Source organism: Castellaniella sp. (assembly GCF_004321985.1).
GTDB lineage: Bacteria > Pseudomonadota > Gammaproteobacteria > Burkholderiales > Burkholderiaceae_B > Castellaniella.
The window spans coordinates 61,339-88,070 of record NZ_SCQN01000042.1 but is presented as its reverse complement, the minus strand read 5'-3'; the positions used below and the strand labels follow the sequence as shown (position 1 = coordinate 88,070).

The following is a 26,732-nucleotide window of genomic DNA, read 5'->3' as shown; positions in this document are numbered from 1 at the left end:
TGCTGCCATTCGGCCTCGGACATTCCGGTATCGATCCGGACCTTTTTCAGGCTGCGGTCCAGGCGTGCAAGGTGCTCGTGAATGCGAAAAGGCCTGCCGTGGTAGACCGGAACGACTTCGTAGATGCCATCACCGAAAATGAACCCGCGGTCCAGGACGGAGATTTTTGCGTCGCCCAGGCGTACGAGTTCGCCGTTCAGGTAAACCAGGCTGTCGTTGTCGACATTCGGAATCATCTTTTGAGCCTCTTGCTGCTGTCACTGGGACAGAATGTTCGAAAGGAGCAGTCTGGCGCGCCCGGGTTCCTTTGCCAAATAGCGAAACGGGCGCAACCCATAACAAAAGGCTATAACATAGCCCATTGTGCGCCCGAACCCCGCCGGATTCTCGCGGGCCGGGACTCTCTACGGCTCCCATCATTCATGAGACTACGCCATATCGAGGTTTTTGAAGCCATCCGGCAGGCGGGGTCGCTGACCCAGGCCGCAGCCCTGCTCAACATCTCGCAGCCTGCGGCCAGCAAGATTCTGGCCCATGCCGAGTCCCAGCTTGGGTTCAAGCTCTTTGACCGGGTCAAGGGAAGGCTGGTCCCAACCCGTGAGGCCGATATCCTGGCGCCGCAGATTGCGCAGCTCAGTCAGGATCTGTCCCATGTCAATCGCCTGGCCACAAGCCTCAAACAGGGTCAGCGCGCGCATTTGCGCATTGGCTGCGTGCCGGCCGTGGGGCTGGGGTTGCTGCCGATGGCGATGCAGCGCTTCTACCAGACCTCGCATGCGTCGTTCAAAGTCAGCACCCTGCACAGTCCCGAGCTGGTGGCGGGGCTGCATACCCGGGAGCTCGATGTGGCGATCACGTTCGATGCCGGCAATCATCCGGGCATCAAGCGCATGCAGGTCGGCATGACGGAACTCGTCTACCTGAGCCGTGGGGCCATTCCGGACCCGGTTTCACTGTCGCAGCTGGCGGCCCGGCCCTTCATCGTCCCCGATCCCAGGGACCAGGTGGGTGTGCAGGTGGAGCAGGCGCTGGAGAAGGCCGGTATTCAGGCCAGTACCCGCATCAAGGTGCAGACGCACTATGTGGCTTGCAGCCTGGTCGACGCCGGGTGTGGCGACGCCCTGGTGGACAGCCTGACCGCACGCGCCATGGTGAAGCCGGGCATGAGCCTGAGCCGCCTGGACCCCGGGATCGCGATTCCCATCCATGTCATGGTGCATGCCACGGATTCCCTCAGCCTGCTGCACCACGATTTCATCGATAGCCTGATCGAGGCCTGCCAACGCCTGGCACCCTGGCCGGGTGCTCCGGCTTCTTCGGCGAGGATCTGAGGCGTCTGGCGCCTGGGTCGTCCCGATCGGGCGCTCCGGATCGCACCGACATATCCTTTCGTTATGGGGTGCTGCCGACTCTCTGCCGCGCTGATTCCAGAGCGGTATCTACGTCTTTGCGGAACCGTGCCTTGGTGTTCCTGATGCCGTGGCTCAGGAGCGTGTGCCGGACGCTACGGACCGCTGCGGCGATATAGACGGCAGCCCCCCGTCGGCCGGCCTTGCGTGCCAGGCCTTCAATCGTGGCGACGCCGGTCGAATCCAGCAGGGAAACGGCGGACAGATCGATGATGTAGGCCTTGGGACGATCGCCGATGCGATCCAGTACCGACTCGACGGCTGCGGTCGCGCCGAAGAAGAACGCCCCCGTGACACGGATGACTGCGATGTTCGAATCGGTTGCGGCTGCCAGTTCCTGATCCCCGGGGGCATTGTCCGTGGCATCGTCGGAATTGTCGTCTTCCACGCGGGGACTGAGGTGCTCCACCGCCACCGTCTGGGCCATGCGGTGCAGGAAAAGGAGCACACTGATGGCGAAACCGATGAGAATCCCTTCGCTGAGATCGCGGAAGACGACCAGCAGGAAGGTCACGAGCAGAACGACAGCATCACCCCAGGAGGCCCGCAGCAGCAATGCGAACGCGTGCTTCTCGACCATGTTCCAGGCCACGATCGCCAGCACGCCTGCCAATGCGGCCAACGGGATGTAGGATGCGGCGGGCGCCGCGATCAGGACGAACAGCAGTAGAAAGACGGCATGCAGCATGCCGGAGATCGGCCCGCGCGCGCCGGAACGGACGTTCGTTGCCGTCCGGGCGATGTTCCCGGTCACACAGATGCCGCCAAACAGGGGAGACGCGATGTTGGCCAGCCCCTGGGCCACCAGTTCGCAATTGGACCGATGTCGCCGCCCCGTCATGGAATCGGCCACGACCGCGGACAGCAGGCTCTCGATGCAGCCCAGCAGGGTGAAGGACAGGGCGCTGGGCAGCACCGCCATGATCTTGGCGTAGCTGATGTCGGGCAGGTGAGGCATCGGCAGCGTCTGTGGTATGCCGCCGAATCGGGTGCCTATCGTCTCTACCGGCAGACCGAGCATCGCCGCGCTGACGGCGGCCACCGTCACGGCAATGAGATAGGACGGCCAGTGCGGGCGATACCGCCGGATGACGATGATGACGCCGATCGTGATGCCGGCGACGAGGATGGCCATGGGACTGGCTGTCGGCAGGGCCCCGGCAATGGCATGCAGTTTTGGCAGTAACGGTCCCGGCTCGTGTTCGAGTTGCAGGCCGAACAGATCCTTGATCTGGCTGGCGAAGATGATGATCGCGATACCGGCGGTGAAGCCCACCGTTACCGGATAGGGAATGTATTTGATGAAGGTGCCCAGGCGCAACAACCCCATGGCGGCCAGCATCAGTCCCGAGAGGAAGGTTGCCAGCAGGAGCCCCTCTACGCCGAACTGTGCGACTGCTGCCGCCACCAGTACGATGAAGGCGCCTGCCGGCCCGCCGATCTGGAAGCGGCTGCCGCCGAAGGCCGATACGATGAACCCGCCGACGATGGAGGTGTACAGTCCGCGGTCGGGAGTCACCCCCGATGCAATGGCAATCGCCATGGAGAGCGGCAGAGCGACGATGGCGACTGTCAGCCCAGAGACCGCGTCCGCCCTCAGGCTTGCCCAGCCATAGCCCTGCTTGAGCACCGTAAAGATCTTTGGCGTATAGAGTTCGCGGAAGCCAGGTTTCGCTATAGAGGCCATATCCGTGTCAGTCCTTCTGTCCGGCGTGTCGTCGTCACTGCGGGTGGCACATCATACTGCGACTGTCGTGTCGGGTGCCCGCAGTGGGAAGGGAATGACTGTGTTTGGCCGCCTGCTTTCATCAGCACTTCTGCGACATGTTCTTCGATGCTCGGTAGGCTTTCAACGTTACCTAGCTGTCTAACCGGACTGGGCGGGTGAGTTCCTTCATGTCCAGCGCGCGTTCCACCGCTTCCCGGGGGACGTCGGCCTGATTGTTGAGTACATCCCTCAACGTTTTACCTGACGCCAATGCTTCTTTGGCAAGGACAGCGGCTCGTCCGTACCCTATGACCGGTGTAAGTGCGGTGGCCCCTGCCATGCTATTTTCCAGGTGCGCCATGCAAGCTAGCGCATTGGCAGTGATTCCTGATACGCATTTCTCGTTCAGTGCGGTGGCAGCATTAGTCAGCAATTGGATGGAATTGAGCACGTTGAAGGCCATGACCGGTTCCATGACATTCAGTTGCAGCTGTCCGCTTTCCGCAGCGAGCGTCACGGTGAGATCGTTGCCGATAATCTGAAAAGCGACTTGATTGACGACTTCTGGGATGACCGGGTTGATTTTGCCGGGCATGATGGATGATCCGGCCTGCAGCGGCGGCAGATTGATTTCGCCCAGACCACCCCTGGGTCCGCTTGAGAGCAGCCGCAAGTCGCTGCTTATCTTCGAGAGTCTGGTGGCGGTCCGTTTCAGTGCACTGGAAGCCGCGAGGAAGGCGTCTGTGTCCCAGCATGCCTGGATAAGGTTATCCGAGGTGGCAAATGCGATGCCGGTTGCCTCGCGAAGCTCTGCGACGACGGCAGATTGATATTCCTCAGTTGCATTTATCCCTGTGCCGATCGCCGTGCCCCCAAGATTCACTCGGTGGCAGGCCATGCCGGCCTCCCCCAGCGCGTTGATGCTGTCTCGAACTGCGACCGCGAATCCAAGGAATTCTTGGCCCATGGTCATGGGTACAGCGTCTTGAAGCTGCGTGCGGCCCAGTTTGACAATGTCTGCAAAGTCTTCGGAGCGTTCCTCAAACGAGTTGGCAAGCTGGTTGAGCGCGTCAACGAGCGGCTGCATGGCCAGCAGGATCGCGAGACGGACTGCAGTAGGGTATACGTCGTTGGTCGATTGTGACAGGTTGACGTCATTGTTCGGGTGCAGCTTGTCATATTGGCCCCGTTCAAACCCGAGGATCTCCAACCCACGGTTTGCAATCACCTCATTCATGTTCATGTTGGTGGATGTGCCGGCACCGCCTTGATAAACGTCCAAAGGGAACTCCGACCCATGTTGCCCGGCAATGATCTCCTTGCATACCTTGTAAATTGCTTGAGCTTTGGTGCGTTCCAGAAGATCCAGTTTGGCATTAGTGCGTGCAGCGGATAGCTTTACATATGCCAGCGCTTTGATAAGGACCGGAAACTGTTCGAGCCTGGTGTCGGAGATATGAAAATTCGCGATCGCCTTTGCTGTTTCTTGTCCGTAGTAGACGTGCGATGATCGGTCGTCGGTCAGGTGTGCGTCGACGTTCCGGGTGCCTGTCACTGATGTGCTTTGCATAAGAATCCGACAGTTCATGATTGAGTAATTATTCGCACGATGGTTTGCTCAGTTCTTCTTCAGTGATTCAATATCTTCGAAAGGAACGATTTGGCACGACTAGAGGAACCTCCAGTGAAGAACTCTTCGGTGGTCGTGTCGTCAATTATTTCTCCGCTTTCCATGAATATGATTCGATCGGAGACTTTCTTTGCAAATCCCATCTCGTGCGTGACAACCATCATGGTCATCCCTTCTTCGGCGAGTTCGGTCATGACGTCCAGCACCTCACTGATCATCTCCGGATCCAACGCCGAGGTCGGTTCATCGAATAACATGACATGAGGATCCATGCATAGCGACCTTGCAATCGCAACGCGCTGCTTTTGTCCTCCCGATAGCTCGGAAGGGTACTTGGCAGCGTGATCTGATAGGCCCACTCGCTTCAGAAGCATGTAGGCCTTTTCTTCCGCATCATTTTTGGAGCGCCTCAGAACCTTTATCTGGGCTATCGTCAGGTTTCTTAAAATGCTCAGATGTGGGAAGAGCTCGAAGTGCTGGAAGACCATGCCGACCCGGGTTCGAAGGTTGGCGAGATTGGTGTTCGGGTCCTTGATCGACAGACCCTCTATGCGGATGTCACCGCCCTGGATGTCTTCCAGGCCATTCACGGTCTTTATGAAGGTCGATTTTCCAGATCCCGATGGCCCGCATACGACGACGATGTCGCCTTTTGCGACGGTTGTCGAGCAGCTCTTGAGCGCATGAAATTTTTCATACCACTTGTTGATTTTGTCGATCTCGATCATTGCTGTCTCCATGTCCTTCTCCTTTTCCCGTGGAGCGTGGACGCCGCTGGCGTCGGTGTCTGCCAGCGGCTGTTTCTCTTGCTATTTCCTGTCGAAATAGCCTGCACGGATTGTCGATCCGATCAGGTTCACGATAAATCGGCCGGCAGTGACGCAGGTGAGCTGGCAGGGGATGTCCTTGGCCGGCTGGATTTCGACGATATCCATACCGACCATACGGCCTTTTTTGACCAGCCCGTGGATGAGCTGGCGCGCTTGGACGTACGTGACGCCGCCAGGGGCTGGGCCGGCGACTGCGGGCATGATGCTCGGATCAATTCCGTCGGCATCGATGCTAAGGTAATAATTGCCCCCGTCGGGGATGCGATCCAGGATTGCTTTCATGCCCACTTCGTGCAGCTCGTACGCGCTGACGATTTGCGCGCCGTAGGCCTTTGCTGCCTCGTATTCTTCGGGCCTCGCGCTTCCTTGAGCCCTAAGCCCGATCTGCACAATGTCTTTTACATGGTCCATTTCGGATGCGCGGCGAATCGGGCTGGAGAGCCCCTCCTTGGTACCGCCAACATCATCACGCCAATCCAGGTGGGCGTCGACATGAACCAGCGTGATGGGGGCCAGTGTGTCAAATGCCCGCAGAATGGGCGTAGTGATCCCGTGGTCTCCTCCAAGCACGATGGGCAGGGCGCCGGCCCTTAGGATCTTGCGGACGGCGGCAGTTGCCTTTCGGTAATGGTCATGCGGTTTCTCGAGGTCTGGCAAAACGTCGCCGCAGTCGACGAAGCGAATATCGTTGCGGCCTTGGAGAAGTGGTCCGTCGATGTCGAAATCATAGTGATCTGGCTCGCGCACAATGCGGTCACTGATGTCTCGCATCATCTGTGGTGTGTGGCTCTGATCGTTGGTGAATGATCGAGGACTGTATGCCGAGCCAAAGGGCATTCCGAGGATGGCAATATCAGCCTCGAGATTGTCCAGATCTTCTGCCAGTTCCGAGTACAGCAGGGTTTTGTGTCCAACGCGCGGACGGACGGTGAGTTGTTCCATGGTGACTCCTATGTATAAAAGGCTACTTTTTTAGCGAAGCGGGCGGTAGCGCGCGTCACTTCGGGTTCCATTTGGCGACGCGGCGTTCAAGATGGTTGCCTGTCATGTCCAGTACAAGGCCGCACAGCCAATACAGCAGGGCCGCCATACCGAACACTTCGACGTATGCGAATGTCGTAGATGTGAGGAGGTTGCTTTGGTAAGTGAGTTCCTTCAATGCCACCACGGACAGGATGGAGGTCTCCTTGAACATCATGATGACCAGGCTGGTTGTCGGTGGCAGGAGAAAGGACAGAAGCTGCGGGATGATGATGTGCCACTGCATTGTGAGCGGACGCATTCCAAGCGAAACGGATGCCTGAGTCTGGCCCTTCGGTACGCTGTGCAATGCCGCGCGCATCACTTCGCAGAAATACCCTCCGGTATAAAAGGCGACTGTTGCAAGTCCGACATGGAAATCTGACAGGACGATGCCCACCTTTGGCAATCCAAAATACGATAAGTAGACGATGATAAGAAAAGGTATGTTTCTTACCAGCTCCACGTAGGCCTTTGCGGATGCTTTGGCAACATGTGACCTACTCTCTGCCGCGTAAGCCAGGAGGCCGCCAATGAAGATACCGACGGGGATGCCGATGATGCTCACGAAGGCCGTAATTTTGAGGCCGCTGAGCAGAATCGGGAATGATTCGCGAATGACGTCGAGATCAACGGGCATTTGGGAGCACTCTCGCGATTTTTCTCTCTACGAGGCGCGACAGGGAAGAGGCGCAAAAGAGAATGATGAAGTACACCGCAGCAGCTGCGGCAAACACCTGTAGCGGAAGGTTGCTTTGCAGGTTTGCGTCACGTGCCAGTGCAGATAGCTCGGATACTGAGATGATCGATAGCAGGGAGGACGCCTTCAACAGGATGGTGAACTCGTTCGTCAGCGGCGGGAGTGAGCGGTGAAAGACTTGTGGCAGGAGAATGTAAAGCCAGGTGGTCCAATGGCTCATTCCGAGTGAATCTGCGGCTGCGCCTTGGCCTCTGGGGATTGTGGTCAGCGCACCACGCAGGACCTCGCTGATGTACGCGGCGGTGTTCAACGCCATCGCAAGGATCCCCGCTTGAATGGGGCTGAGCTCCAGCCCCAGGACGGATGGGACCACATAGTATGCGATCAGTAGCTGTATCAGCAGCGGTGTGCCACGCATGAGGCTGACGTAAAGCCTGACAAGCAGTTTGACCGATTTTGGCCCCTTGGACCGGATGAAGAGCAGGAATGTGCCAATGACTAGCCCAATGCAGAATGCCGCTACGCTTGTCAGGATCGTCACGGAGGACGCGCGCAGTACGCCGGCATAAAACGGGTTGAGAGCACCCTGCGCAGTCAGAAGATCGAGCATGAGACTGCTCCTCCAAGGCCGCTAGTTAAAGAGCCCCTTTTGGCAAGTAGTCCTTTGTCGGCAGGTCCATGGTTTCTCCAAACCACTTTTTCTGCAGGTTGGCCAGCGTGCCGTTCGCCTGCATTTCGTTGAGCGTATCGTTGATGAAGGAGCGAACTTCCTTGTCCTTCGGATTGGTCACCCACGCAAGCAGGCGGCGTTCCCCGACCTGACCGATGACGCGGTAGGCGTCCGGCTTCTGCTTCATTTCAAGTACGAGCACGTTTGACGGCAGCACAGCCACCTGAATCGTTCCATTCAGCAGGGCGACCGAAACGTCCGGGTACGATTGATAGAGCTTGAGGTCCGCGTAGCCGCTTTTGCCTTCTTTTTTGAGCGCCTTGTTGTAGTCCTCGATGGCGGGCTGAGCAAGAGATCCCATTTGAGTCCCAACGATCCGACCTGTGATGTCGGCAGCGTCCTTGATGGCTGCGTTGTCCTTCTTGACGACCAGCATAGAGCGCACTTCGCCAACTGGCTCAGTGAATGCTACCTTTTTGGCGCGTTCCTGGGTGATGCCGACGCTGGTCGCAACGAAGTCGAATTTGCGGGCAAGGACGCCGGGCAGTAGGCCCTGGAAGGGTTGGTTAAGCTGGTTGAGCTTTACGCCAAGTTTCTTGACCATGTATTGGAGAATGTCTTCACCATAGCCAACGATCTTGTCGTTACGGATGAACTCATAGGGTTCGTATGCGGCTTCTGTACCGACAGTGAGTACGCCCCTGGCCTTGATGTCGGCAATCGAACCGCCTGCAGCGGCGTATGCCGAACCGTAGGAGAGAAGCCCCAGTGCCAGGGTGATGCCTGTGAGAGCCTTTTTACCGAAGGTGATCATTTGTCTCGTCCTTGTTGTCGTAGGAAGTTCCGTTAGGTTATTGTCTCTTTGGGGCTCGTAAAAGTGATTTATTTGCGACATGGTATTGAAAAGTGAGACCTTAATGGACAATCAGACGAGGAAGCCGCTCACTGAGCGAGACCTGAAGTCTCTGCGAGTTTTTTGTGCAGCAGCTCAAGCGAGCGGTTTTACGGCGGCTGGCGAGAAGGTGCACCTTTCCAAGGCGTCGGTCAGTCGGCATATTCGTGAGGTTGAGGAACGGCTAGGGGCAAAGCTATGTGAGAGGGGGCCTGGAGGTTTCAAGTTGACCGTAGTGGGGGCTGTCGCCTTCGACGTGACCACGAAGGCTTTGAGAGCCCTCGACCGGATCCAGCCCGATATCGATGCCGTCCGCGGGGTATTGACGGGCCCCCTGACGATAGGCTTGGTTGAGCACGTCCTCATGGACCCTGCGTGCAAGTTGCCGGCCGCGCTCACCGAGCTGCGTCAGCAGGCACCAAACGTACTGCCCGAAATCATTGTCATGACACACGCCCAGTTGAATCAGGCGCTGCGAGAGAGGCGAGTACAGATTGCGATACGTGGTCAGTACAGGAAAGATCGTACCTTTAGCTATCAGCCGCTATTTGACGAGTACCACCGGCTGTATGTTGCCAGTCATGTGACCCTGGCCGAGGCGAAAAAGTTGCCGTTGGTTTATCGTTCGCACCCCTTCGTGGACAAGATTATGTCCACTGGACGATTCCGGCGTGGTCCGGATGCGGGGGGCCTTGAGGCGATTGCGACCTTTATTGCAACCGGGGATTTTGTGGGCTTGCTGACGGAGCACTATGCCGATCTCATTAGCGCGAGGCATCCTCTTCGCCGGCTGGATGACGAATTCGAATTTTGCAATCGGATCTGCGCCATCACTGAAGCGTCACGTCCTCTACCAGCCAGTGCCGAGCTGTTCCTCGAGATCCTGAAGCGTCAATACCGGTCGAAGTAGCCCTGGATCTGGGAGCGATCTGTTGTCCTGGTCAGGGCCAGCATCAGCAATATCCGGGATTTCTGGGGGTTCAGTGTGTTGCTGGCGATCAGCCCGGCGGGTTCGTCGCGGGTGCTGTGTGTCACGACGCCGGCGGGGACCCGGCTGCTGCGCACGCAGACGACTCCGCATTTCACCGCCCGCTTCAATCCCTCGCGGGCATTTGGCGTGAGACTGCCGTTGCCGCACGCTGCCACCACGATACCGTTCGCACCGGCCTCGATGCTTGCCAGGTAAGCGTGCAGCCGCGCGCTTTGATGGTCGTAGATGATGTCCACGAGGGGTAAGGCCGCTCCTGGCTGGGGGTCGAAGTGCGCGCTTTTGGAGACTGCCGACACAGGGGTTTGGTACAGGAGAATATGTCCGTCCGCGATGAGTCCCAGGCTTCCCTGATCGGGTGCGTCGAAAGCGTCTACCCGGGTGGTGTTCATCTTGCTGACGAACCGGGCCGCGAAGAATCGGTCGTTCAGTGCGACCAGCACACCCAGGCCTCTGGCCTCTCGGCTGGAAGCCAAAAGGATGGCGTTGCGCAGATTGAGTGCCCCGTCCTGGCTGAGTGCCGAACTGGGGCGCATTGCTCCCACCAGCACCACCGGTTTGTTGCTTCTGAGGGTGAGGCTCAGGAAGTAGGCTGTTTCTTCGAGCGTGTCAGTGCCGTGCGTCACCACAATGCCGTCGACCGTCGGGTCCGCCAGCAGCACCGCGACTTCCGATGCCAGCCGGATCAGCATGTCGTTGGTGATGTCGATGCTGTCGAGGTCAAATATCTGCCGGCATTCGACGCGTGCAATCCGGTCGATCTCGGGGATCGCGGACACCAGCGAGGCGACGCCCTCCGTCACGGAGTAGTCGGTCAGTGTGGCGGCGCCGGGTGCGGTAGAGGCGATTGTCCCGCCGGTTCCCAGCAGAAAAATATGTGGTGGTTTTCGCATGTTCCGCAGCATCGCATTGATCGAGCGGTCAAAGCAACTGGGTACGCGGATTTTTTCCGCGACTTGGCGCGGTGGTCGGTCAGGAAATCGTTCAGGCCTGGGCTTCTCGGCGCAGGAGTTCGCGCTTGCGCTCCACGCCCCAGCGGTAGCCCGAGATATCACCGTCGCGCCGCACGACACGATGGCAGGGAATGGCGACGGCGATGTGGTTGGCGGCGCAGGCCTGGGCGACGGCCCGCATTGCGCGGGGGGCGCCGATGCGCTCGGCGATTTCGGAGTAGCTCACTGTCTCGCCGGGCGGGATCTCGTGCAGTGCCTGCCATACCCGCTGTTGAAACGCCGTGCCCTGTACGTCCAGCGGCAGGTTCAGACCGATGCCGGGCGCTTCGACGAACCCGACGACCTGGGCGACCAACTGCTCGAAGCTGTCATCCCCGCCGATCAGCTCTGCCTTGGGGAACTGATCCTGGAGGTCGTGTACCAGGTGGTCGGGGTCGTCTCCCAGGAGGATGGCACAGATGCCGTGCTGACTCTGTGCGACCAGGATCGCACCCAGAGACGACTGCCCCACGGCGAACCGGATCGCGGCTCCCACACCGCCGGCCCGGTACTCTTTGGCGCGCATGCCAAGCATCCGTCCGGACGTTTCGTAGAAGCGGCTGTTGGAATTGAAGCCCGCCTCGTAGATCGCATCGGTCACGGTGCCGCCAGCGGCGTTCAGTTCTTCCCTCAGCTTGCGGGCCCGGTGAGCCGTGGCATAAGCCTTGGGCGTCAATCCGGTTTCGGCCTTGAAGACTCGGTGAAAGTGGTAGGGGCTCATGCCGGCCTGCGCTGCGAGCTCACCCAGATTGGGTACCCTTTCCGACGACTCGATCAGGCGGCAGATCCGTACGATCAATGTCGTGCGTGCGGACGCCGCGTTCGGGATTTGCCTCGCCCGGCGTCCGGGCCCGCCGGTCTCGCAGGCCTGTGTGCTTGTGGCATGGGAACTCATGGTGTGCCCTCGGATGTCTGTGATGGATATCACGTTAGGCTCGATTTCAGTCGCAAGCACTCCGTTTCTTGCGACTGAATCGGCCTCTGGCATCCGCGCCGACGAGGCGGGGCTTGGCGTCCCGCTGAGGCCTGCCGGGAATGACCGATGGGCGTCAGGGCTTGATCTGTGCCCGGATTTCGCCGCCCTTGTGCGCATCGCTGTGCACGTTGACGTAGAGATCACCCGCCTGGTAGGCCTTGTATTGCGCGTCGGTCAGCTTGGCGTTTGCCGGTACGACCCATTGATTGTCCCCCTTCTTTTCCAGCGGGATGATGACGGGTCCGTTCTTGCCGGCGGCGGCTTCGTGGATGTGCGCCATGGAGCCCGCCACGCCCGAAGTAGTGACAGTGCCGCTGACCGTCCTGTCGGCGTTGATCGAGATGGTGCCTGCGCCCTTGGCCGAGGTGGTGACGGCAGGGACTTCCTGGGCGCCGCTGAGCGTCACGGTGCTCTGCGTGGCCATGGCGACGCCACTGCCGACGGCCAGGCCGGCGACTGCGACGCTGCTCGCGAGGACCGCAAGGTGGGATTTCGAAAAAATCGGATGGTTGCTCATAGGGATGCTCCTTGGTTTGGGGCCGCCCCGGGTACCGGGTTCGGGAAGCTGATCCTCAGCCTGGGGCAAAAGACAGTGTGCCCGTCGATGACATTTCGCGCCATGACGATTGCCATGATACTGACATCTGGATGGATCGGTTACTCCGTTTTACTCACCCTTACCCGTGTCCTCACCATTGAATGAAAAACAGCACCGTCAGCAGAAGTGCCAGCGGGTAGTAGCTGGCGAGACTGAACAGTCTTGCTGCGTCACGGCTCTCGCGCGACTCCCAGAGGCGGCTTGCCGGCACCAGCAAGAGCAGAATCCCGATGGCACCGCTTGCAAACCGGTAGGGCATGCCCAGTTCGAGCGGAGACAGGACGGGCAGGAAGAGGCTTATGAGGACGCACGCGATGAGCGCGGCCAGCACCAGCCAGCCGGATATTGCGGGGCCGAAGGTCTGGGGAATGGTGCGGGCACCCACGCGCTTGTCTTCCGCCACGTCATTCCAGTCGGCGGGGATATTCTGGCCGCCGATTTCCCACAGCATCAGCCACAGGAGCATCAGGAGAATGCCGGAAAAGGCAGGGGCCGGCACCACGGCGTAGACGGCTGCGATGGGTCCGGCCGATTTGACCAGACCGCTGACCGGCGTGCGCCAGTAGGTCACCTTGAGCAGGAGGCAGTAGACGACTTCGAGCACCGTCGCCGCCAGAACGATCAGGAGGATGGCAGGGTTGAGCCAATAGGCCCCTGCGAGCATCAGCGCATACCAGCATCCGAACCACAGCATGCCGCTTCGTACGCTGAGCAGGTTCTGGGCGAGCGGGTGGCGCAGATCGGAAGCTTCCACCGAATAGCCCTGGTTGATGCCGTCTGCTGCGAATTTTTCGCGGTCGGCCCTCAGGCCCATGAGGTCGTTCAGGGCGTAGATGGCCGTGTAGCCGGCGAGCACCGTCAGCAGGGATACCAAAAGGATGTGCCAATCGGGAAAACGGCCCAGCCACAGGAGTGCCGCGAAGCCCGGCATTGCAATGTCCAGCAGGGCGTGCGTCATCCGCGAAAGCGCGAGGAATCGTCGCATGAGATTTCAACCCTTTTTCACGAAACTGATCATGTAATTGACGTCTTCCCTGTCCTCGGCCAGTTTGAAGGTTCGCGAGAACGGGTTGTACATGAGGCTTGCGCTGTCGACGTATTCGAGTTTGCATGCTGCGGCCCAGCTGCGCAGTTCCTGTGGGCGTACAAGCTTCGCATAATGGTGCGTACCGCGTGGCAGGAGGCGCAGGACGTATTCGCCACCCACGATGGCAAACAGGAAAGCCTTGGGGGTGCGGTTGATCGTCGAGAAGAAGGCCCGGCCGCCGGGCCTGAGCAGCCTCGCGCACGCCACGACCACGGCCTCCGGATCGGGCACATGCTCGAGCATTTCCATGCAGGTGACCGCATCGAAGCTCGCCGGCTCTTGGGCTGCCAACTGTTCCACGGTCTGATTGCGGTATTCGATGTCCAGGCTTGACTGCCCGGCGTGCTGCGTCGCGACTGTCAGGGTTTCCTGCGCCTGATCGATTCCCACCACCTGGGCTCCGGATCGGGCAAGTGCCTCGCTGAGGATGCCTCCGCCGCAGCCGATGTCCACGAGCCTCGGCGCCGGATCGGGGATGTGCCGCAAAATGAACTGGCTGCGCAGCGGATTGATGACGTGCAGCATGCCCATCTTGCCTTGCGGGTCCCACCATCGCTGCGATATCCGGTTGAAGTGGGCGATTTCACGCGGATCGACGTTCTGGGGGGGATTCAAGGATCGCTCTCACGGGGTGGTTCATGACGGACCGGACGGCCATTTCGATTTCGTCGCGGGTGATGTCGTTGACGAACACGCACTGTCCCACCGAGGCGGGCAAGGGCACGCGTTGCAGGCCATTGCGGTGTTCGGTGCGCTCGTGCAGGGACTGCCACATCCGTTCGATGTCCAGGTGCACGGTCTGCGGCACGATGCCCAGCGTGTCGAACAGGTGCAGGATGCGGGTGGCGTCCGCCTCCGGGAGCAGATGCCGGCGCCGCGCGATGAATGTAGAGATGACCATGTCCAGCAGCACGGCTTCGCCGTGCAGCAGGTCGGAGCGGATGTGTTCCAGCCCGTAGCTCAGGGTGTGCCCGAAGTCCACCGCTCGTGCCAGCTCGTCTTCGAACAGATTGGGCGCCAGTTCCGCAAGCATCCCGTCGATTGCCTGATTGAGGACCAGGCGGCTCTGGGTGTCCTGGAAGCGGCTGGCGATGCAGCCGGCGCCGTGTGCCTCCAGGCGCGCGAATAGTGCTGCGTCTTTGATGATCGCGAGTTTGAGGATTTCGCAGACACCGTTCAGAATGTGCCGGCGGGGGAGCGAGTCGAGAAATTGTCGGTCAAGCAGCACGCGCAGTGGTGGCGTGAAGCTGCCGATCCGGTTCTTGTGCTCGTCGAAATTGAAGCCCGTCTTCACGCCGACAGCCGCGTCCACATACGCCATGAGCGTCGTCGGGATTCTGATGTGGGGAACCCCGCGCCTGAAGCAGCTAGCTGCAAAGCCGGCCACGTCGCACAGGACGCCGCCGCCGACCACGATGATGGGTTCATCACGCCGGTGAAACGGGAACGCGTCGAGGGCGCGCTGGATCGTCAGGTAGGTCTGCAGGTTCTTGTTCTGTTCGCCAGCGGGAAGCCTCAGGATCTGTGCCCGGATGCCGTGGCATTCGAAGTACCGTTCCAGGGCGGCCGCATGGTGCCGGGGGATCCCGGCGTCCAGGACGACGAACCGGCGATTGGCGCCTGGCGCGTTCGGCGTGAGCAGGAGCGGGTTCCTGACGTCGAATATCCCTTCGGTCTCTACGATATCGTAGTCGGCCGGGCGCTCGGCGCGGATCTGCCATCGGGCATTGGCCACACTCATATGACGTTCAGCCATGATGACTTCTTCTCGATCATGTCGCGGGCTATTCTCTGGGCACCGGCAAGATCGTGATTGCGGTGATTCCCGCACTGGTCCACGCGTGCATAAGGCACTTCCTGGGCTTGCGCCAGATCACCCAGCAGGGTGGCCAGCACATCGCAGATCAGCGGTGCGCGGCCCTCGTTCAGAAGGATCAGGTAAAACCCCGTCTGGCAGCCCATGACGCCCACGGAGATGAAGTTTTCGGGCAGCAGGCGCCTGAATCCTTCGAGGAGGAAATGTTCCAGCGAGTGCAAGGTGTCCATGGGCAGGCATTCGCCGCTATTGGGCCGGCGCAGCCGCAGGTCGATGCAATAGACGACGTCGCCGCCCGGCCCGGTGGTTGCCGAGCGCAACTTGACCGTCGGGGCCGCCAACAGTCGGTGATCGAGCTCGCCGACTGTGGCCGGGTCCCAGCCCAGTGTTTCAAGGTTCGCCATGGGTTTCGATGCCTGATGCGGGTGCGTAGTAGTGGATGCGGGAGAGGTTCGCGTGGGGGCGTCCGCCGCGACAGGGCGTCACGCCACGCACTGCGACAGATGGCGCAGGCTTTCGCTCAGCGCCTCCTCCCAGGATTGCACGTGGTGGTAGAGCTCGACCGATCCGTAGCCGGAGAATCCGTTTGCCGAGAGGACTCTGAAGCTCTCGGAGAAATCGAGCGTTCCCTTACCGGGAATTTCGTGAAAATGGACGATTCCGGTCAGCGTGTTGGCCACCATGCGGTCGACCAGCGGTGGGTTGTGGGCGCCACGCAAGTACATGATGATGGGGCGGGCACGTTCCAGCACGTCGAAGCTCAGACCCGGGACCGAGATGAGATAAGTGAAGATTTCGTCGTCCAGCACGGATGACCCCGCATATAGGTCCGGATAGGAAATCCGCTGGAAGGGTTTCTCAACGTGGCCCTGGTGCAGCAGTTCGCCAATGCGCTCCCGGCGTGTGTTGCTGGGCGCCTGATCGCAGAAATAAAGGGGATGTTCCCGATCCACCAGCAGGAAATCGGCCGTATCCTGGAAGTAGACCAGCGTGCTCGCGAAGTCGGGATCCTGGACCGCGTGTTTCCCGTCGTTCATGATCTTCAGGTTGTAGCCCGCCGCCGCGTCGGAAAGATGCAGGTAGCGGGTCATGGGCGCGGCCCGGCCCAGTGCAGCCCCGTAGTCGGTTTCGGAGCAGTATGCGTGGCATAGGTCCAGATGCAGCCGGAAGCGTGGAGAACCGATTTCGGCGATCAGTGACAGCGCCTGGTCAACGGTTTCGATATACATGCCGGGTTCTGGCTCGATGAGCAGTGTGATGTCCTCGTCATCGCGGATTTCACGCAGGCATTCCCTGATGCTCTCGATCAGGATTTCGCGCGGGTCGGCCAGGGGAGACGCCACATGTTCGTCGCGCAGAAAGCCGCTGCCGAAAGTCACGAGCGACACCCGCAGGCTGCGTGCGACGCGAATGCCCCGGCGGATCAGGTCGATCCGGCGCTTGCGGCCCGCCAGATCCGGACTCAGGAGCGATGGCTCGTGCGGCCGCGAGGGCGTGAAGAAGTGCGATGCGGTGGCAATGCAGGCGGGTTTCACGCGCCGCTTCGTCAACGTTTTCCGGATTGCGGCCAGCGATTCGTCGTCGAGATCGAAGGGGTTGAATTGACGGCGGTGAAAGGCCAGTTCCACGCCCTCGTAGCCGGCCTTGTCGACGGCGTCGATGGCGTCAAGGAAGCTCAGGCCCGTCAGGCCGAAAGTGCTGTAGCTCAATCGAATCATCGGGCGAGTATTGCATCGGCGGATGGCCGTGAGAAGTATGATCATTGGCGGATTTGATGTGGGTCAATCCTTGGTGGGTTGGTTCCATCCAGGTCGCTTTTCCGGGGCAAGCCTGCCGAAATGTGCTGCGGGATCTGGGGATTGCTGCCTTCGTTGCGAATCAACGACAATGGCTTCAGCGCGTCGGCCAAGGCGCGAGTGACGGTTGCTGTCCATAAGGAGAAACGGTGGAACAGAAGTCCAGGGCATCGAACCAAGGCGATCATCAGTACCGCCAACGCATCCGCGATTTGCTCGCGCAGACTCCATTGTTCAGCGAGCTGCCGGTTGAACAGCTTGACCCTCTGGTGCGTGGTACCCGCAAGGTGCGCGCTCAGCGCGGCGAGATCATTTTCCATCGGGGTGATCCCTGCGTCGGATTTCACACGGTGATCTTTGGGCAGGTGAAGCTGGTATATGTGTCGGCGGTTGGCGTGGAGCGGGTCGTACGCCTGATCGGACCGGGCGACAGTTTCGGCGAGGCGCTGATGTTTCTCGAAAAGGACTACATCATCACCGCGGAAGCGCTCTGCGATACCTTGTTGCTGCATGTGGCGCGCGAGGCGCTGTTCGATCGGCTGGACCGCGATCCGCGTCTCGCTCGCCGGATGCTCGTCAGCCTGAGCCGCCGGCTTTTCATGCTGATGGGAGACGTCGGCGCCTATACCATGCGGTCGGGCCAGCAGCGCCTCATTGGCTATCTGTTCCGCGAGGCACGCGGCCGCTTTGGCGAACCGTTCAGGGTCGAGGTGACCAAGGGGGTCATCGCCTCGCGGCTGAATCTCACCCCCGAGCATTTTTCGCGCATGTTGCGCGAACTGAGCGAGCGCCATCTGATTCGTGTGCGCGGACGAGAGTTCACCATTCTTGATCCCGAGGGACTGCAAGCCGTTCACGGGTAGGTGCCAGTCCAACGGCCCTGGAATCCCTGCGGCGTTGATGTACGTCAAATTGGGGCCGTCCACCGTGATTCGCACGACATGATTGAGCCAATACTAGCGATATGGCCAGTTCGTGGATGAGTGATCATGAAACAGGTATATGGCAGCAACGGTGAACCGCTGGAGATTCTGGGCGAGGATTTTCTGGTTTTCGGTCTAGGGGGGTACTCCTATGCAATGGACTACTCCCTGGTCGAAGAGATCCGCCATTTCGATCCCGAGGCCATCGGCGAGGTCGAGGACGCCCCCGCTTTCGTCAGGGGTATGGGTTATGTCTCGGGCAATCAGGTTCCGCTCGTTGATTTGAGCGTCAAGCTGGGTTTGGCGCCCGTTGGATCAACGCCGCAGGCGGGGATGATTTTTGCGATGATCCACGCGCGGCGCATCGGGCTGGTGGTCGAAAGCATAGACGGCGTGACGATTCAGCAGCCGGATTGCATTGATCAGGCGCCCCAATCCGACCCCATCCTGCCGGCGGCGGTGCTACTGGGCGTTGGACGGGTGGGTGGCAGATCGGTCGTGCTGGTCGACGTGACGAAGCTCGTGACGCGCCAAGAGGCGGAACAGGCCTGGTTGTCGGCTGCCGTGGCCTGAGAAGACGATATGGCCCGCTACCTGGCCCGCCCCTTCCTCCTCACTTCGCCAAGTAGTCGTGTACCACCTCACCCAGGCCCAGCGTCAGGTCGGTGAGGATATGGACGGCGCCCACCACCTCCAGGACGGGGAGTTGCGCCACGGGTGCCAGTGCGTGCTCGAACAGTTGCAGGGCGGCTGGCCCCTGCCAGGCGCCGTGGATGGTGACGTCCTGACAGCGGTAGCGTACCAGCTCGCAGATGCGCGGCGTACAGTCCACATGCGGGATGATCTTCAGCAGATAGTTGTCGCCGGTGACCGCTTCAAAGGCCTTTTTTGGGTCGAAGGGGATGTGTTTGTAGCCCATGGTGCCGGTGGCGACGCGGATGTCGCCATAGTCCAGTGTGCCGACCAGCACGTCCTTGTCCACTCGCAACGAAGGATTCGCCAGTTTCTTGGGGAAGCCCCAGATTTCCCGGCCGCCCGCGATCGGAGCATCGTCGTTGAGGAACATATTGTGGGAGTAGGTTCCGGGCCTGCCTTTGAAGGTCACGGGGATCACCTGCCCGGATTCGGTATAGTCGCCGAACCCGGTGGAGTCGGGCATACGGATGAATTCCATCTTCACGATTCCTTCGCCGGCCGGCTTCAGCGGCGCCGGGACGATCGTCCGCAGTAGCTTGGGATCGGTCCGGTAGCTGATGACGAGGAATTCTCGCTTCATGAAGCGGTACGGACCCCGGGGGTAGATGGGGCTGGTCAGCGGCATGGCCCAGGCGCGTTCGCGGACTTCGTTCTCGTTCATGTTTGGATCTCCAGATTCGTGGTTGTGGTGAGGTCTGGTTGGACCATGGAGGAGACCTTGCGTTCCGTCCGTGCCTGCATGAGGCGGGAACTCGTTCGGCTAACCTCTGGTGAGGACCGACTCTGGCGTATGCTGTCGGGAGCATGGATTTGCCCTATGGAGGCTGATGATGGCCCGTGTCGACGAGATCGCGCCCGACGTGTTTCGGATTTCCACTTTCGTGGCGGACAAGAATCTGCAGTTCAACGTGTTCCTGGTCCGGGATGCCGAGCCGCTGCTGTATCACACGGGACAGATCGCCTTGTTCCCGGAAGTGCGGGCGGCTGTAAAGACGCTGATGGAGCCATCGGAGCTGCGCTGGATCGGCTTCAGCCATTTCGAGTCGGACGAGTGTGGCGCCCTGAACGCATGGCTGGCGCTCGCGCCGGCGGCTACGGCGCTCGCCGGCCCGGTGGCTGCGGCGACCTGCATTCAAGACTATGCGATTCGTCCGCCGCGCGTGCTGGCTGACGGCGAACGTTTCACGACGGGCCGCCACACGTTCGAGTTTCTGGTGACGCCCCATGTGCCGCATGGCTGGGGTGCATCGCTGCTGCTGGACTGCACTGAGGGGGTCCTGTTCTGTTCGGACCTGTTGCTGCAGCATGGCGACCCGGCGCCGGTCAGGGACGATATCCTGCCGGACGCCGTGGACGCGCTCGAGAAGGGTCAGCAGGGGCCCTTCCGCGACGCCATCCCCCAGACCACGCTGACTGCCGGCATCTTTGCGCGTCTTGCGGCTCGATCGCCGAAGGTGCTGGCCGTGATGCACGGCTCATCGTTTGCTGGCGATGGGGGGCCGGTCCTGCTGCAGTTCGAGAAGGCCCTCGCCCGTGTGTCGGCCCAGCCCTGATCCAACGATTCGGATATCTTCAGCATGACCCACGCCACCCCGGCGCCCCTGCGCCGAAAGACGGTCTTTGCCATCATCGCCATGGCGCTGCTCATGATGTCGATCGATTCGACCATCGTGGCGACGGCGCTGCATTCGATCCAACAGGGGCTGAACACATCCATCAACCTGACGAGCTGGACCATCACGGCCTATTCCTTCGGGTTCGTGCTCATGCTGCCAGTCAGCGGCAAGCTGGCCGAGCGTTTCGGGCGACGCCAGGTTTTCATTGCCTCCACGCTGGCGTTCACGCTGGCGTCATTCGGCTGTGGGATGGCCGACGACATCTATGTGCTGATCGTCCTGCGGGCCGTGCAGGCGGCAGGGGGTGCCGGGTTCACCCCCACGGCCACCGGAATCATCGTCGATCATTTCGGCGCGACACGCGATCGATACGTCAGTCTCTTTGGCAGCATCTTCCCGGTCGGCTCCATGATAGGCCCCATCTTCGGCGGGTATTTCGTCGCCTATTCATCGTGGCGCGATGTGTTCTATGTCAACGTACCGATCGGCTTGGTGATTTTGCTGCTGGCGTTCCGCTTCATCCCGCACGACCCGGTCAAGGAGGACCGCTCAGGACGCAGGATGGACGTGCTGGGGATCGCCCTGCTGGGCGTGAGCCTGCTGTCGGGCATGCTGGCGGCCACCATTCTGGGCGAACGACAGGGCGGGGAAAGCCTGGCCGGGTTCCTGGGGTTCCTGCTGGCGGCGATCGTTGCGCTGGTGCTGTTCTTTCACCACATCCGCCACACCGATTCACCGTTCATCGCGCCGCGCCTGATCTATGGCCATCATTTTGGGGCCGTCAATCTGGTCAACATGATCTTCAGCGGCTTCGTGGTCGGCGCCATGGCGCTGGTGCCGCTGTATGCCACCAGCCGGTATGGCATCGATGCGGTGGGGTCGGGTACACTGCTGACCGCACAGGGGGCGGCCGCCATGATTTGCTCGCTGACCGCCGTCGTGCTGTTGCGCCGCACGGGCTACCATCTGCCACTGTATGTGGGCAGTGCGGTCAGCATCCTGGGGCTGGTGGGCCTGGCATTGCCGCCGCTGGCGGGCACGCCCTTTGTCTGGCTGGCGTTTGCCGCCTTTCTGGTCGGCGCGGGCAACGGAGCCATCAACCCGGCCATGCGCAATGCGGGTCTGCAACTGGCGCCGGAGTCGTCTTCCATGCTGGCGGCGTTGCGCACGTTGTCTTTGCAGACTGGGTCGATCGCCACGATCTCGGTGGTGGCTGCCTTCCTGGCGCATCAAAGCAACCCCGGCGCGATTCTCGCCTGGGTCTATGGGGTGGTCGCCGTCATCCGGCTGCTGGCGCTGACACTCGTGAAATACGTCCCTGAACAGCGCGGCGCGTGGTAGGGACGGAGCCTTGGAGGAATCAAGATGGATCAGCAATCGTTGGACATGATTACGAAGCTGGTTGGGTTTGACACCGTTTCACGCAACTCCAATCTGGCGCTCATCGACTACGTTCGCGATTATCTGGCGGGACTGGGGGTCGACAGCCATCTGGTCCGGAGTCCGGACGGGCGTAAGTCCAATCTCTTTGCCACGGTCGGGCCGGCTGTGGAAGAGGGCATCGTGTTGTCGGGGCATACCGATGTCGTGCCGGTGGATGGCCAGCCCTGGGATACCGACCCGTTCGTTCTCACCGAAAAGTCTGGCCGGCTGTACGGCCGCGGCGCGTGCGACATGAAATCGTTCATCGCGGTAGGGCTGGCGCGAGTGCCGCGGATGCTGCAGGCAGGGTTGAAGCGCCCCGTCCACTTCGCGCTCAGTTATGACGAGGAGATCGGCTGTGCGGGAGCTCCCGCTCTGATCGACCGCCTGGTGCGCGAGATCCCCAAGCCTAGCGCCGTCATCGTGGGGGAACCCAGCGACATGGCGCCCATCATGGCGCACAAGGGGCTGGCAGTGGCGCATACGACCGTCATCGGGCACGAGGCGCATTCCAGCCAGACGCAGCGGGGTGTCAGCGCCGTCATGACGGCCGCGCGCCTCATTGCGTTCCTGGACGACCTGATGGCAGAGAACAAGGCCAACGCGGATCCAGCGTGCCCGTTCGTGCCGCCGTATTCCACCATCCACGTTGGACTGGTGAAAGGCGGTACTGCGGTCAACATCATTTCCCGCGAGTGTTCGTTCACCTGGGACGTGCGCGTATTGCCGGGAGACAGTGTGGAGAGGATCGTGAATCGCTTTCGCCGCTATTGCGACGAACTGCTGCCGGCCATGCAGGCGGTTGCTCCTGAAGCTTCCATCACCACCGAGATGCGCGCGGATGCTCCACCGCTGGCCAGTCACGGGGACGACGATACGGCACAGCGGATCGCGATGCGGTTGTCTGGTCATACCCATTGCGGCGTGGTCCCTTATGCCACCGAGGGCGGACAGTTCCAGGGTCGTGGATTCTCAGTCGTGATTTGCGGCCCCGGGTCTATCGACCAGGCGCACCGGCCCAATGAATACATCGAAGTGTCCCAGGTCGAAGCGTGCGAGTCGTTCCTGGACCGGATGGTGGCGGACTTGGCGCGCTGATCGAGGCCTGTGGGAGCGGCTTCGCGCGGCTCCCGTGACCTGCGATAGGCGGCGACTGCCGCCCTCGCATCAGTAGCTTGCCTGTTGGGGATAGCGACCGGCGCTGCGGCGGTTGTCGTGGGGCTGCTGAGCGGAGCCGTGTTTGCCGTTGGGTTTTCCGGGGCGGGAGTCCCGTGCGGGACGGCCCTTGGCGCCGGCTGCGTTCGCGTCCTTCTGCCACGGGGACTTGGCGCGGGGCGCGGCCGAGTCCTTGTGCCATGGCGATTTGTTCTCTACCGCGCTGCCCTCTTTGTGCCAGGGGGTTTTGGTGGTCGGCCGACTGCCTTGCGGACGTGCCTTTCTGGGGTGGTCCTTGTAGGTGGGGCGGACAGCGCGCTTGGGCTCCAGGCCCTGGATGGTTTCAGCGGGAATCGCGTGGCCGATGAAGTGTTCGATCCGGCGGATCTTGTGCCGTTCGGCCGGCACCGCCAGCGTGAACGCCTGTCCTGAACGCCCGGCGCGCCCGGTGCGGCCAATCCGGTGAACGTAGTCTTCAGCCTGCATCGGCAGGTCGAAGTTCACGACGTGGCTGATCGCCTGAACATCGATGCCGCGGGCCGCGACGTCAGTGGCCACCAGGACGCGTACGCGGCCTTTTTGCAGCAGTTCCATCGTCCGGGTGCGTTGGCGCTGGTTCATGTCGCCGTGCAACGCGGCCACAGGGAATCCCTGGTCGGACAAGTGGCCGGCCAGTTCATCGGCGCCGTGTTTGGTGGCGGTAAATACGATGGCCTGATCCAGGTCGGGATCGCGCAGCAGGTGGTCGAGCAGCGAGCGCTTGTGCGACCCGTCGTCGGCGTACAGCAGGTGCTGCTGGATGTTCGAATGGTCTTTCTGGGTGGGTGCGATCTCGATGCGCTGCGGGTCGCGCAGCAGATTCGCCGTCAGGTGTGCGACCTTCCCATCCAGCGTGGCTGAAAACAGCAGTGTCTGCCGGGTTTCAGGCGTGCGGCTGACGATGGCTTCGATGTCTTCGATGAAGCCCATGTCTAGCATGCGGTCGGCCTCGTCCAGCACCAGGGCCTGAACCGTGGACAGGTTGACGCGCCGTGCCTGCAGATGGTCGATCAGGCGACCTGGGGTCGCCACCAGTACGTCAACGCGTCGGGCCAGCGATTTGATCTGTGCACCGTAAGGCATGCCGCCCACGACCGTGGCCACGCGCAACTGTTTGAGATGGTTGCTGTAGTCGCGTGTGGCATCCGCCACCTGCATGGCGAGTTCACGCGTCGGCGCCAGCACCAGGACCTGGACGCCGCGTCCACCGGTGCCGCTATGGTGGCTCAGCCGCTCCAGCGCCGGCAGCATGAAGGCAGCGGTCTTCCCGCTGCCGGTTTGCGACGACACAATCAGATCGCGTCCGGCCAGCGCCTGCGGGATGGCGGCTGCCTGAACAGGCGTGGGGGTATCGATACCTTGTTCGTGCAAGGCGGAGACGAGTTCGGGGCCTAACCCCAGTGTTTCGAAAGACATGAGTTCCCTGTGCCCAGATGGGTGGGCAGTGTGCTGCGAGATGAAAAGTGGAATCTCGCCAGGTTGGCGCTGCAAAGGTCTGCTGCAGCGGTCAGTCGCGTGTGTCGACCGGATCAACCTGGATGGCACGCAGGAAGTGCGGGCTAGGTCAGAGGGTCAGAAAACAGGCAATCGGCGATTTTGACATGAACTTGAGGTTATGTCAAATTCCGAGCCGCATCTGAAGGCGTGAGATGGAATTGTTCACGGTTGACGGCTCGGTGATTGATCATGTGCCTCGATCACACCACGGTCTTGTGCCGTTCCACACAGGTGTCGAGCACCGCGCCTCCGGGCAGACCCCACCAGTGCTCCGAGAAGATCTCCACCTCGCAGTAGCCCGCGTAGCCGGACTCTTCCATCTGGTTGCGGATGGGCTTGAGTTCGACGACGCCGTCCCCCATCATCCCACGGTCGTTGAGCAGGTCCGCAGTTGGAGTGAGCCAGTCGCAGACGTGGTAGGCAAGCAGGCGTTTTTTGCCAGCCCGCCGGATTTGGGCGTAGAGTTTTGGGTCCCACCAGACGTGATAGATGTCGACGGCGACTCCCAGCATTCCGCTTTGTGCCGGATCCAGCTCATCGCATAAATCCAGGGCCTGCTCCAGCGTGTTGATGCAGGCCCGCTCCGCAGCCTGCATGGGGTGCAGGGGCTCGATAGCCAGGGGCATCTGGACGCTTCGTGCGTATTCCAGAGTTGCGGCGATGCCGTCATGCACTTCGTGCCGGGCGCGGTTCAGATCCGTGTATGCCGGCCGGCCCTGCAGGGCGCCTGGCAGGGAACCTACGACGAGCACTACGCACGGGGCTCCCAGGGTCTTGGCTTCGTCGATGGCTACCCGGTTGTCCTGGAGCGCCGCAGCCAGGCCGGAGGCGTCGGCCGCCGGGAAGAAGCCGCCTCGGCAGTAGCCTGAAAGTCGGATCCCCGCCTCGCGCAGCCGCCGGGCGACGACGTCAAGGCCGACGGCCGCGACCTGATCGCGCCACGGTGAGATGGCCCGTATGTTGCGCCTGGCACACTCGTCGATGATCTGATCCAGGCGCCACTGCTTGCGTACTGTCGCCGTGTTGAGCGACATGAGATCGTGATTTGCGGATAGGTCGCGCATGGCTGGGCCCTTCAGTCCTGAGGAATTCCGTGGATCTCCAGCCACTGGCGCATGCGCCTCGTGGCCAGCTCGGGGCTCTCCAGGACTCCTGCCCGATCGGCGAGGCGGAACAGTTCCGCCATGTGCAGCGTGGAACGCGCGCTTTGTTGGCCGCCCACCATGCAGAAGTGATTCTGATGGCCGTTGAGCCAAGCCATGCAGACCACCCCGGTTTTGTAGAAGCGGGTTGGAGCGGCGAAGATATGACGCGACAGCGGGACGGTAGGTGCGAGGATCTTCTTGAATTGCTGGATGTCGCCGGCGGCGAGTGCCGCCAGGGCCGCGCTGGCGGCCGGTGCAATCGCGTCGAAGATTCCGAGCAGCGCGTCGCTGTACCGATGGTTCGGCAGATCGCCCTCGCCGTCTCCTGCGATGAGTTCCGCGTAGTTGAAATCATCGCCGGTATACATGCGGACATGTGCCGGAAGCCGGCGGCGCAGATCGATTTCGCGCGTCTTGTCCAGCAGCGAGATCTTGATGCCGTCCACCTTCCCGGCGTGGTTTGCGATGACAGCCAGGACCGTGTCGGTGGCCTTGGAGAGGTCTTCGTCGCCCCAGTAATTCTTCAGCTGAGGGTCGAACATGTCGCCCAGCCAGTGGAGAATGACGGGTTCCTTGACCTGACTCAGGATCCGGTCATAGACCCGAACATAGTCGTCCGGGCTGCGCGCCACCCGGACCAGCGCCCGGCTCGCCATGAGAATCAGGCGCCCGTTCAGGGCCTCGATGGCATCCGCCTGGGTTTCGTAGGCGTGGATCACGTCGTCGACGCTGCGCGCTTGTGAGGGATCCAAATGGTCCGTCCCGCATCCTGAGGCGATGCGGGCGCCGGGGATGTCCCGCGCGGCATCCAGTGATCGCCGGATGAGTTCCAGCGAAGTTGCCCAGTCCAGCCCCATGCCGCGTTGCGCGGTGTCCATTGCTTCGGCCACTCCCAGCCCCAGCGACCATAGATGTCGTCGGTACGCGATCGTGGTGTCCCAGTCGATGTGACACTCGGTCCAGGGATTTCCGGCGGCCAGCGGATCAGCCACCACGTGCGCTGCCGAGTAGGCCACCCGATTGAATGCGGCGTTGCCGGGCGGCCTGCGGATGGGGTCGCCTTGCAGCGTGTAGTGTTCGATTTTGCCCGTCGAACCGGGCAGTTGCAGGGATGTGGTCATGAGAGC

At 61.2% G+C, this 26,732-nt stretch carries 28 protein-coding genes; 7 read left to right on the top strand and 21 right to left on the bottom strand.

Annotated features, from left to right (window positions below; genetic code table 11):
* A partial coding sequence (locus tag EPN31_RS09550) for an aminotransferase class IV (protein WP_367188310.1) occupies positions 1-236 on the bottom strand: 236 nt, incomplete at its 3' end.
* A 186-nt stretch (positions 237-422) separates the two neighbouring features.
* Between EPN31_RS09550 and EPN31_RS09545 the strand changes: the two genes are divergently transcribed.
* A complete protein-coding gene (locus EPN31_RS09545) occupies positions 423-1,331 on the top strand; it encodes a LysR family transcriptional regulator (RefSeq protein WP_291772488.1) in 909 nt (302 codons plus the stop codon).
* A 61-nt stretch (positions 1,332-1,392) separates the two neighbouring features.
* Here the strand turns inward: EPN31_RS09545 and EPN31_RS09540 are convergent, their stop codons facing one another.
* The 7 genes from EPN31_RS09540 to EPN31_RS09510 form a co-directional block, all read right to left on the bottom strand.
* The gene (locus EPN31_RS09540; RefSeq protein ID WP_291772485.1) at positions 1,393-3,096 is read right to left on the bottom strand and encodes a SulP family inorganic anion transporter; all 1,704 of its coding nucleotides are present in this window, start codon (positions 3,094-3,096) and stop codon (positions 1,393-1,395) included.
* Positions 3,097-3,268: 172 nt separating this feature from the next.
* Positions 3,269-4,687 (bottom strand): aspartate ammonia-lyase, encoded by a 1,419-nt coding sequence (locus EPN31_RS09535; RefSeq protein WP_291772482.1) that lies wholly within the window; start codon positions 4,685-4,687, stop codon positions 3,269-3,271.
* 59 nt (positions 4,688-4,746) lie between these two features.
* Complete coding sequence (locus EPN31_RS09530; protein WP_291772479.1) at positions 4,747-5,475, bottom strand: amino acid ABC transporter ATP-binding protein; 729 nt, start codon at positions 5,473-5,475, stop codon at positions 4,747-4,749.
* 81 nt (positions 5,476-5,556) lie between these two features.
* A complete protein-coding gene (locus tag EPN31_RS09525; protein WP_291772476.1) occupies positions 5,557-6,519 on the bottom strand; it encodes an agmatinase in 963 nt (320 codons plus the stop codon).
* Between the two features lie 55 nt (positions 6,520-6,574).
* On the bottom strand, positions 6,575-7,237 hold the full coding sequence (locus EPN31_RS09520; protein WP_291772473.1) for an amino acid ABC transporter permease: 663 nt from the start codon (positions 7,235-7,237) through the stop codon (positions 6,575-6,577).
* Entirely contained in the window at positions 7,227-7,907 is a 681-nt protein-coding gene (locus EPN31_RS09515; RefSeq protein WP_291772469.1) for an amino acid ABC transporter permease, read from the bottom strand. The genes EPN31_RS09520 and EPN31_RS09515 overlap by 11 nt, the downstream gene beginning before the upstream one ends.
* A gap of 25 nt (positions 7,908-7,932) precedes the next feature.
* Positions 7,933-8,781: a transporter substrate-binding domain-containing protein gene (locus tag EPN31_RS09510; RefSeq protein WP_291772466.1), complete on the bottom strand. Its 849-nt coding sequence runs from the start codon at positions 8,779-8,781 to the stop codon at positions 7,933-7,935.
* A 103-nt stretch (positions 8,782-8,884) separates the two neighbouring features.
* On the opposite strand from EPN31_RS09510, the gene EPN31_RS09505 reads away from it, so the two are divergent.
* Positions 8,885-9,769 carry a LysR family transcriptional regulator gene (locus tag EPN31_RS09505; RefSeq protein WP_291772464.1) on the top strand — a complete coding sequence of 295 codons (885 nt, stop codon included), beginning with the start codon at positions 8,885-8,887 and terminating at the stop codon, positions 9,767-9,769.
* Here the strand turns inward: EPN31_RS09505 and EPN31_RS09500 are convergent.
* The 9 genes from EPN31_RS09500 to EPN31_RS09460 form a co-directional block, all read right to left on the bottom strand.
* The gene (locus EPN31_RS09500) at positions 9,751-10,740 is read right to left on the bottom strand and encodes an asparaginase (protein WP_291772461.1); all 990 of its coding nucleotides are present in this window, start codon (positions 10,738-10,740) and stop codon (positions 9,751-9,753) included. The genes EPN31_RS09505 and EPN31_RS09500 overlap by 19 nt on opposite strands.
* Positions 10,741-10,831: 91 nt before the next feature.
* Positions 10,832-11,734, bottom strand: coding sequence for a bifunctional DNA-binding transcriptional regulator/O6-methylguanine-DNA methyltransferase Ada (gene ada, locus EPN31_RS09495; RefSeq protein WP_291772458.1), 903 nt, complete (start codon positions 11,732-11,734; stop codon positions 10,832-10,834).
* Positions 11,735-11,888: 154 nt separating this feature from the next.
* Entirely contained in the window at positions 11,889-12,332 is a 444-nt protein-coding gene (locus EPN31_RS09490) for a CHRD domain-containing protein (RefSeq protein WP_291772455.1), read from the bottom strand.
* Positions 12,333-12,504: 172 nt separating this feature from the next.
* Positions 12,505-13,398, bottom strand: coding sequence for a UbiA family prenyltransferase (locus tag EPN31_RS09485; protein WP_291772452.1), 894 nt, complete (start codon positions 13,396-13,398; stop codon positions 12,505-12,507).
* A 6-nt stretch (positions 13,399-13,404) separates the two neighbouring features.
* The gene (gene ubiG / locus EPN31_RS09480) at positions 13,405-14,115 is read right to left on the bottom strand and encodes a bifunctional 2-polyprenyl-6-hydroxyphenol methylase/3-demethylubiquinol 3-O-methyltransferase UbiG (RefSeq protein WP_291772449.1); all 711 of its coding nucleotides are present in this window, start codon (positions 14,113-14,115) and stop codon (positions 13,405-13,407) included.
* Positions 14,084-15,256, bottom strand: a complete 1,173-nt coding sequence (locus EPN31_RS09475; RefSeq protein WP_291772446.1) for a sedoheptulose 7-phosphate cyclase — start codon at positions 15,254-15,256, stop codon at positions 14,084-14,086. The genes ubiG and EPN31_RS09475 overlap by 32 nt, the downstream gene beginning before the upstream one ends.
* Positions 15,238-15,720, bottom strand: coding sequence for an S-ribosylhomocysteine lyase (locus EPN31_RS09470; RefSeq protein ID WP_291772444.1), 483 nt, complete (start codon positions 15,718-15,720; stop codon positions 15,238-15,240). Before EPN31_RS09470 ends, EPN31_RS09475 begins: the two co-directional genes overlap by 19 nt.
* Before the next feature lie 78 nt (positions 15,721-15,798).
* Positions 15,799-17,025 carry a sugar phosphate isomerase/epimerase gene (locus EPN31_RS09465; RefSeq protein WP_291772442.1) on the bottom strand — a complete coding sequence of 409 codons (1,227 nt, stop codon included), beginning with the start codon at positions 17,023-17,025 and terminating at the stop codon, positions 15,799-15,801.
* Between the two features lie 50 nt (positions 17,026-17,075).
* Entirely contained in the window at positions 17,076-17,459 is a 384-nt protein-coding gene (locus EPN31_RS09460) for a hypothetical protein (protein WP_291772499.1), read from the bottom strand.
* On the opposite strand from EPN31_RS09460, the gene EPN31_RS09455 reads away from it, so the two are divergent.
* Both EPN31_RS09455 and EPN31_RS09450 read left to right on the top strand, forming a co-directional pair.
* The gene (locus EPN31_RS09455) at positions 17,343-17,975 is read left to right on the top strand and encodes a Crp/Fnr family transcriptional regulator (protein WP_367188311.1); all 633 of its coding nucleotides are present in this window, start codon (positions 17,343-17,345) and stop codon (positions 17,973-17,975) included. The two genes, EPN31_RS09460 and EPN31_RS09455, sit on opposite strands and share 117 nt — an antisense overlap.
* 126 nt (positions 17,976-18,101) lie before the next feature.
* Positions 18,102-18,608 carry a chemotaxis protein CheW gene (locus EPN31_RS09450; protein WP_291772439.1) on the top strand — a complete coding sequence of 169 codons (507 nt, stop codon included), beginning with the start codon at positions 18,102-18,104 and terminating at the stop codon, positions 18,606-18,608.
* A 40-nt stretch (positions 18,609-18,648) separates the two neighbouring features.
* Here the strand turns inward: EPN31_RS09450 and EPN31_RS09445 are convergent, their stop codons facing one another.
* On the bottom strand, positions 18,649-19,392 hold the full coding sequence (locus EPN31_RS09445; RefSeq protein ID WP_291772436.1) for an acetoacetate decarboxylase: 744 nt from the start codon (positions 19,390-19,392) through the stop codon (positions 18,649-18,651).
* A gap of 166 nt (positions 19,393-19,558) precedes the next feature.
* Between EPN31_RS09445 and EPN31_RS09440 the strand changes: the two genes are divergently transcribed.
* From EPN31_RS09440 to argE, 3 genes are read left to right on the top strand one after another with little or no spacing between them, the layout of a single operon-like run.
* Positions 19,559-20,284 carry an MBL fold metallo-hydrolase gene (locus tag EPN31_RS09440; RefSeq protein WP_291772433.1) on the top strand — a complete coding sequence of 242 codons (726 nt, stop codon included), beginning with the start codon at positions 19,559-19,561 and terminating at the stop codon, positions 20,282-20,284.
* A 24-nt stretch (positions 20,285-20,308) separates the two neighbouring features.
* The gene (locus EPN31_RS09435; RefSeq protein WP_291772431.1) at positions 20,309-21,688 is read left to right on the top strand and encodes an MFS transporter; all 1,380 of its coding nucleotides are present in this window, start codon (positions 20,309-20,311) and stop codon (positions 21,686-21,688) included.
* A gap of 24 nt (positions 21,689-21,712) precedes the next feature.
* Positions 21,713-22,867 carry an acetylornithine deacetylase gene (gene argE / locus EPN31_RS09430; protein ID WP_291772428.1) on the top strand — a complete coding sequence of 385 codons (1,155 nt, stop codon included), beginning with the start codon at positions 21,713-21,715 and terminating at the stop codon, positions 22,865-22,867.
* A 69-nt stretch (positions 22,868-22,936) separates the two neighbouring features.
* Here argE and EPN31_RS09425 read toward each other — a convergent pair whose 3' ends face one another.
* The 3 genes from EPN31_RS09425 to EPN31_RS09415 all read right to left on the bottom strand — a co-directional run bounded on the left by EPN31_RS09425 (position 22,937) and on the right by EPN31_RS09415 (position 26,726).
* Entirely contained in the window at positions 22,937-24,379 is a 1,443-nt protein-coding gene (locus EPN31_RS09425; protein WP_291772425.1) for a DEAD/DEAH box helicase, read from the bottom strand.
* A 281-nt stretch (positions 24,380-24,660) separates the two neighbouring features.
* Positions 24,661-25,524 (bottom strand): sugar phosphate isomerase/epimerase, encoded by an 864-nt coding sequence (locus tag EPN31_RS09420; protein ID WP_291772423.1) that lies wholly within the window; start codon positions 25,522-25,524, stop codon positions 24,661-24,663.
* 11 nt (positions 25,525-25,535) lie between these two features.
* Positions 25,536-26,726: a dihydrodipicolinate synthase family protein gene (locus EPN31_RS09415; protein WP_291772421.1), complete on the bottom strand. Its 1,191-nt coding sequence runs from the start codon at positions 26,724-26,726 to the stop codon at positions 25,536-25,538.
* Positions 26,727-26,732: the final 6 nt, after the last annotated feature.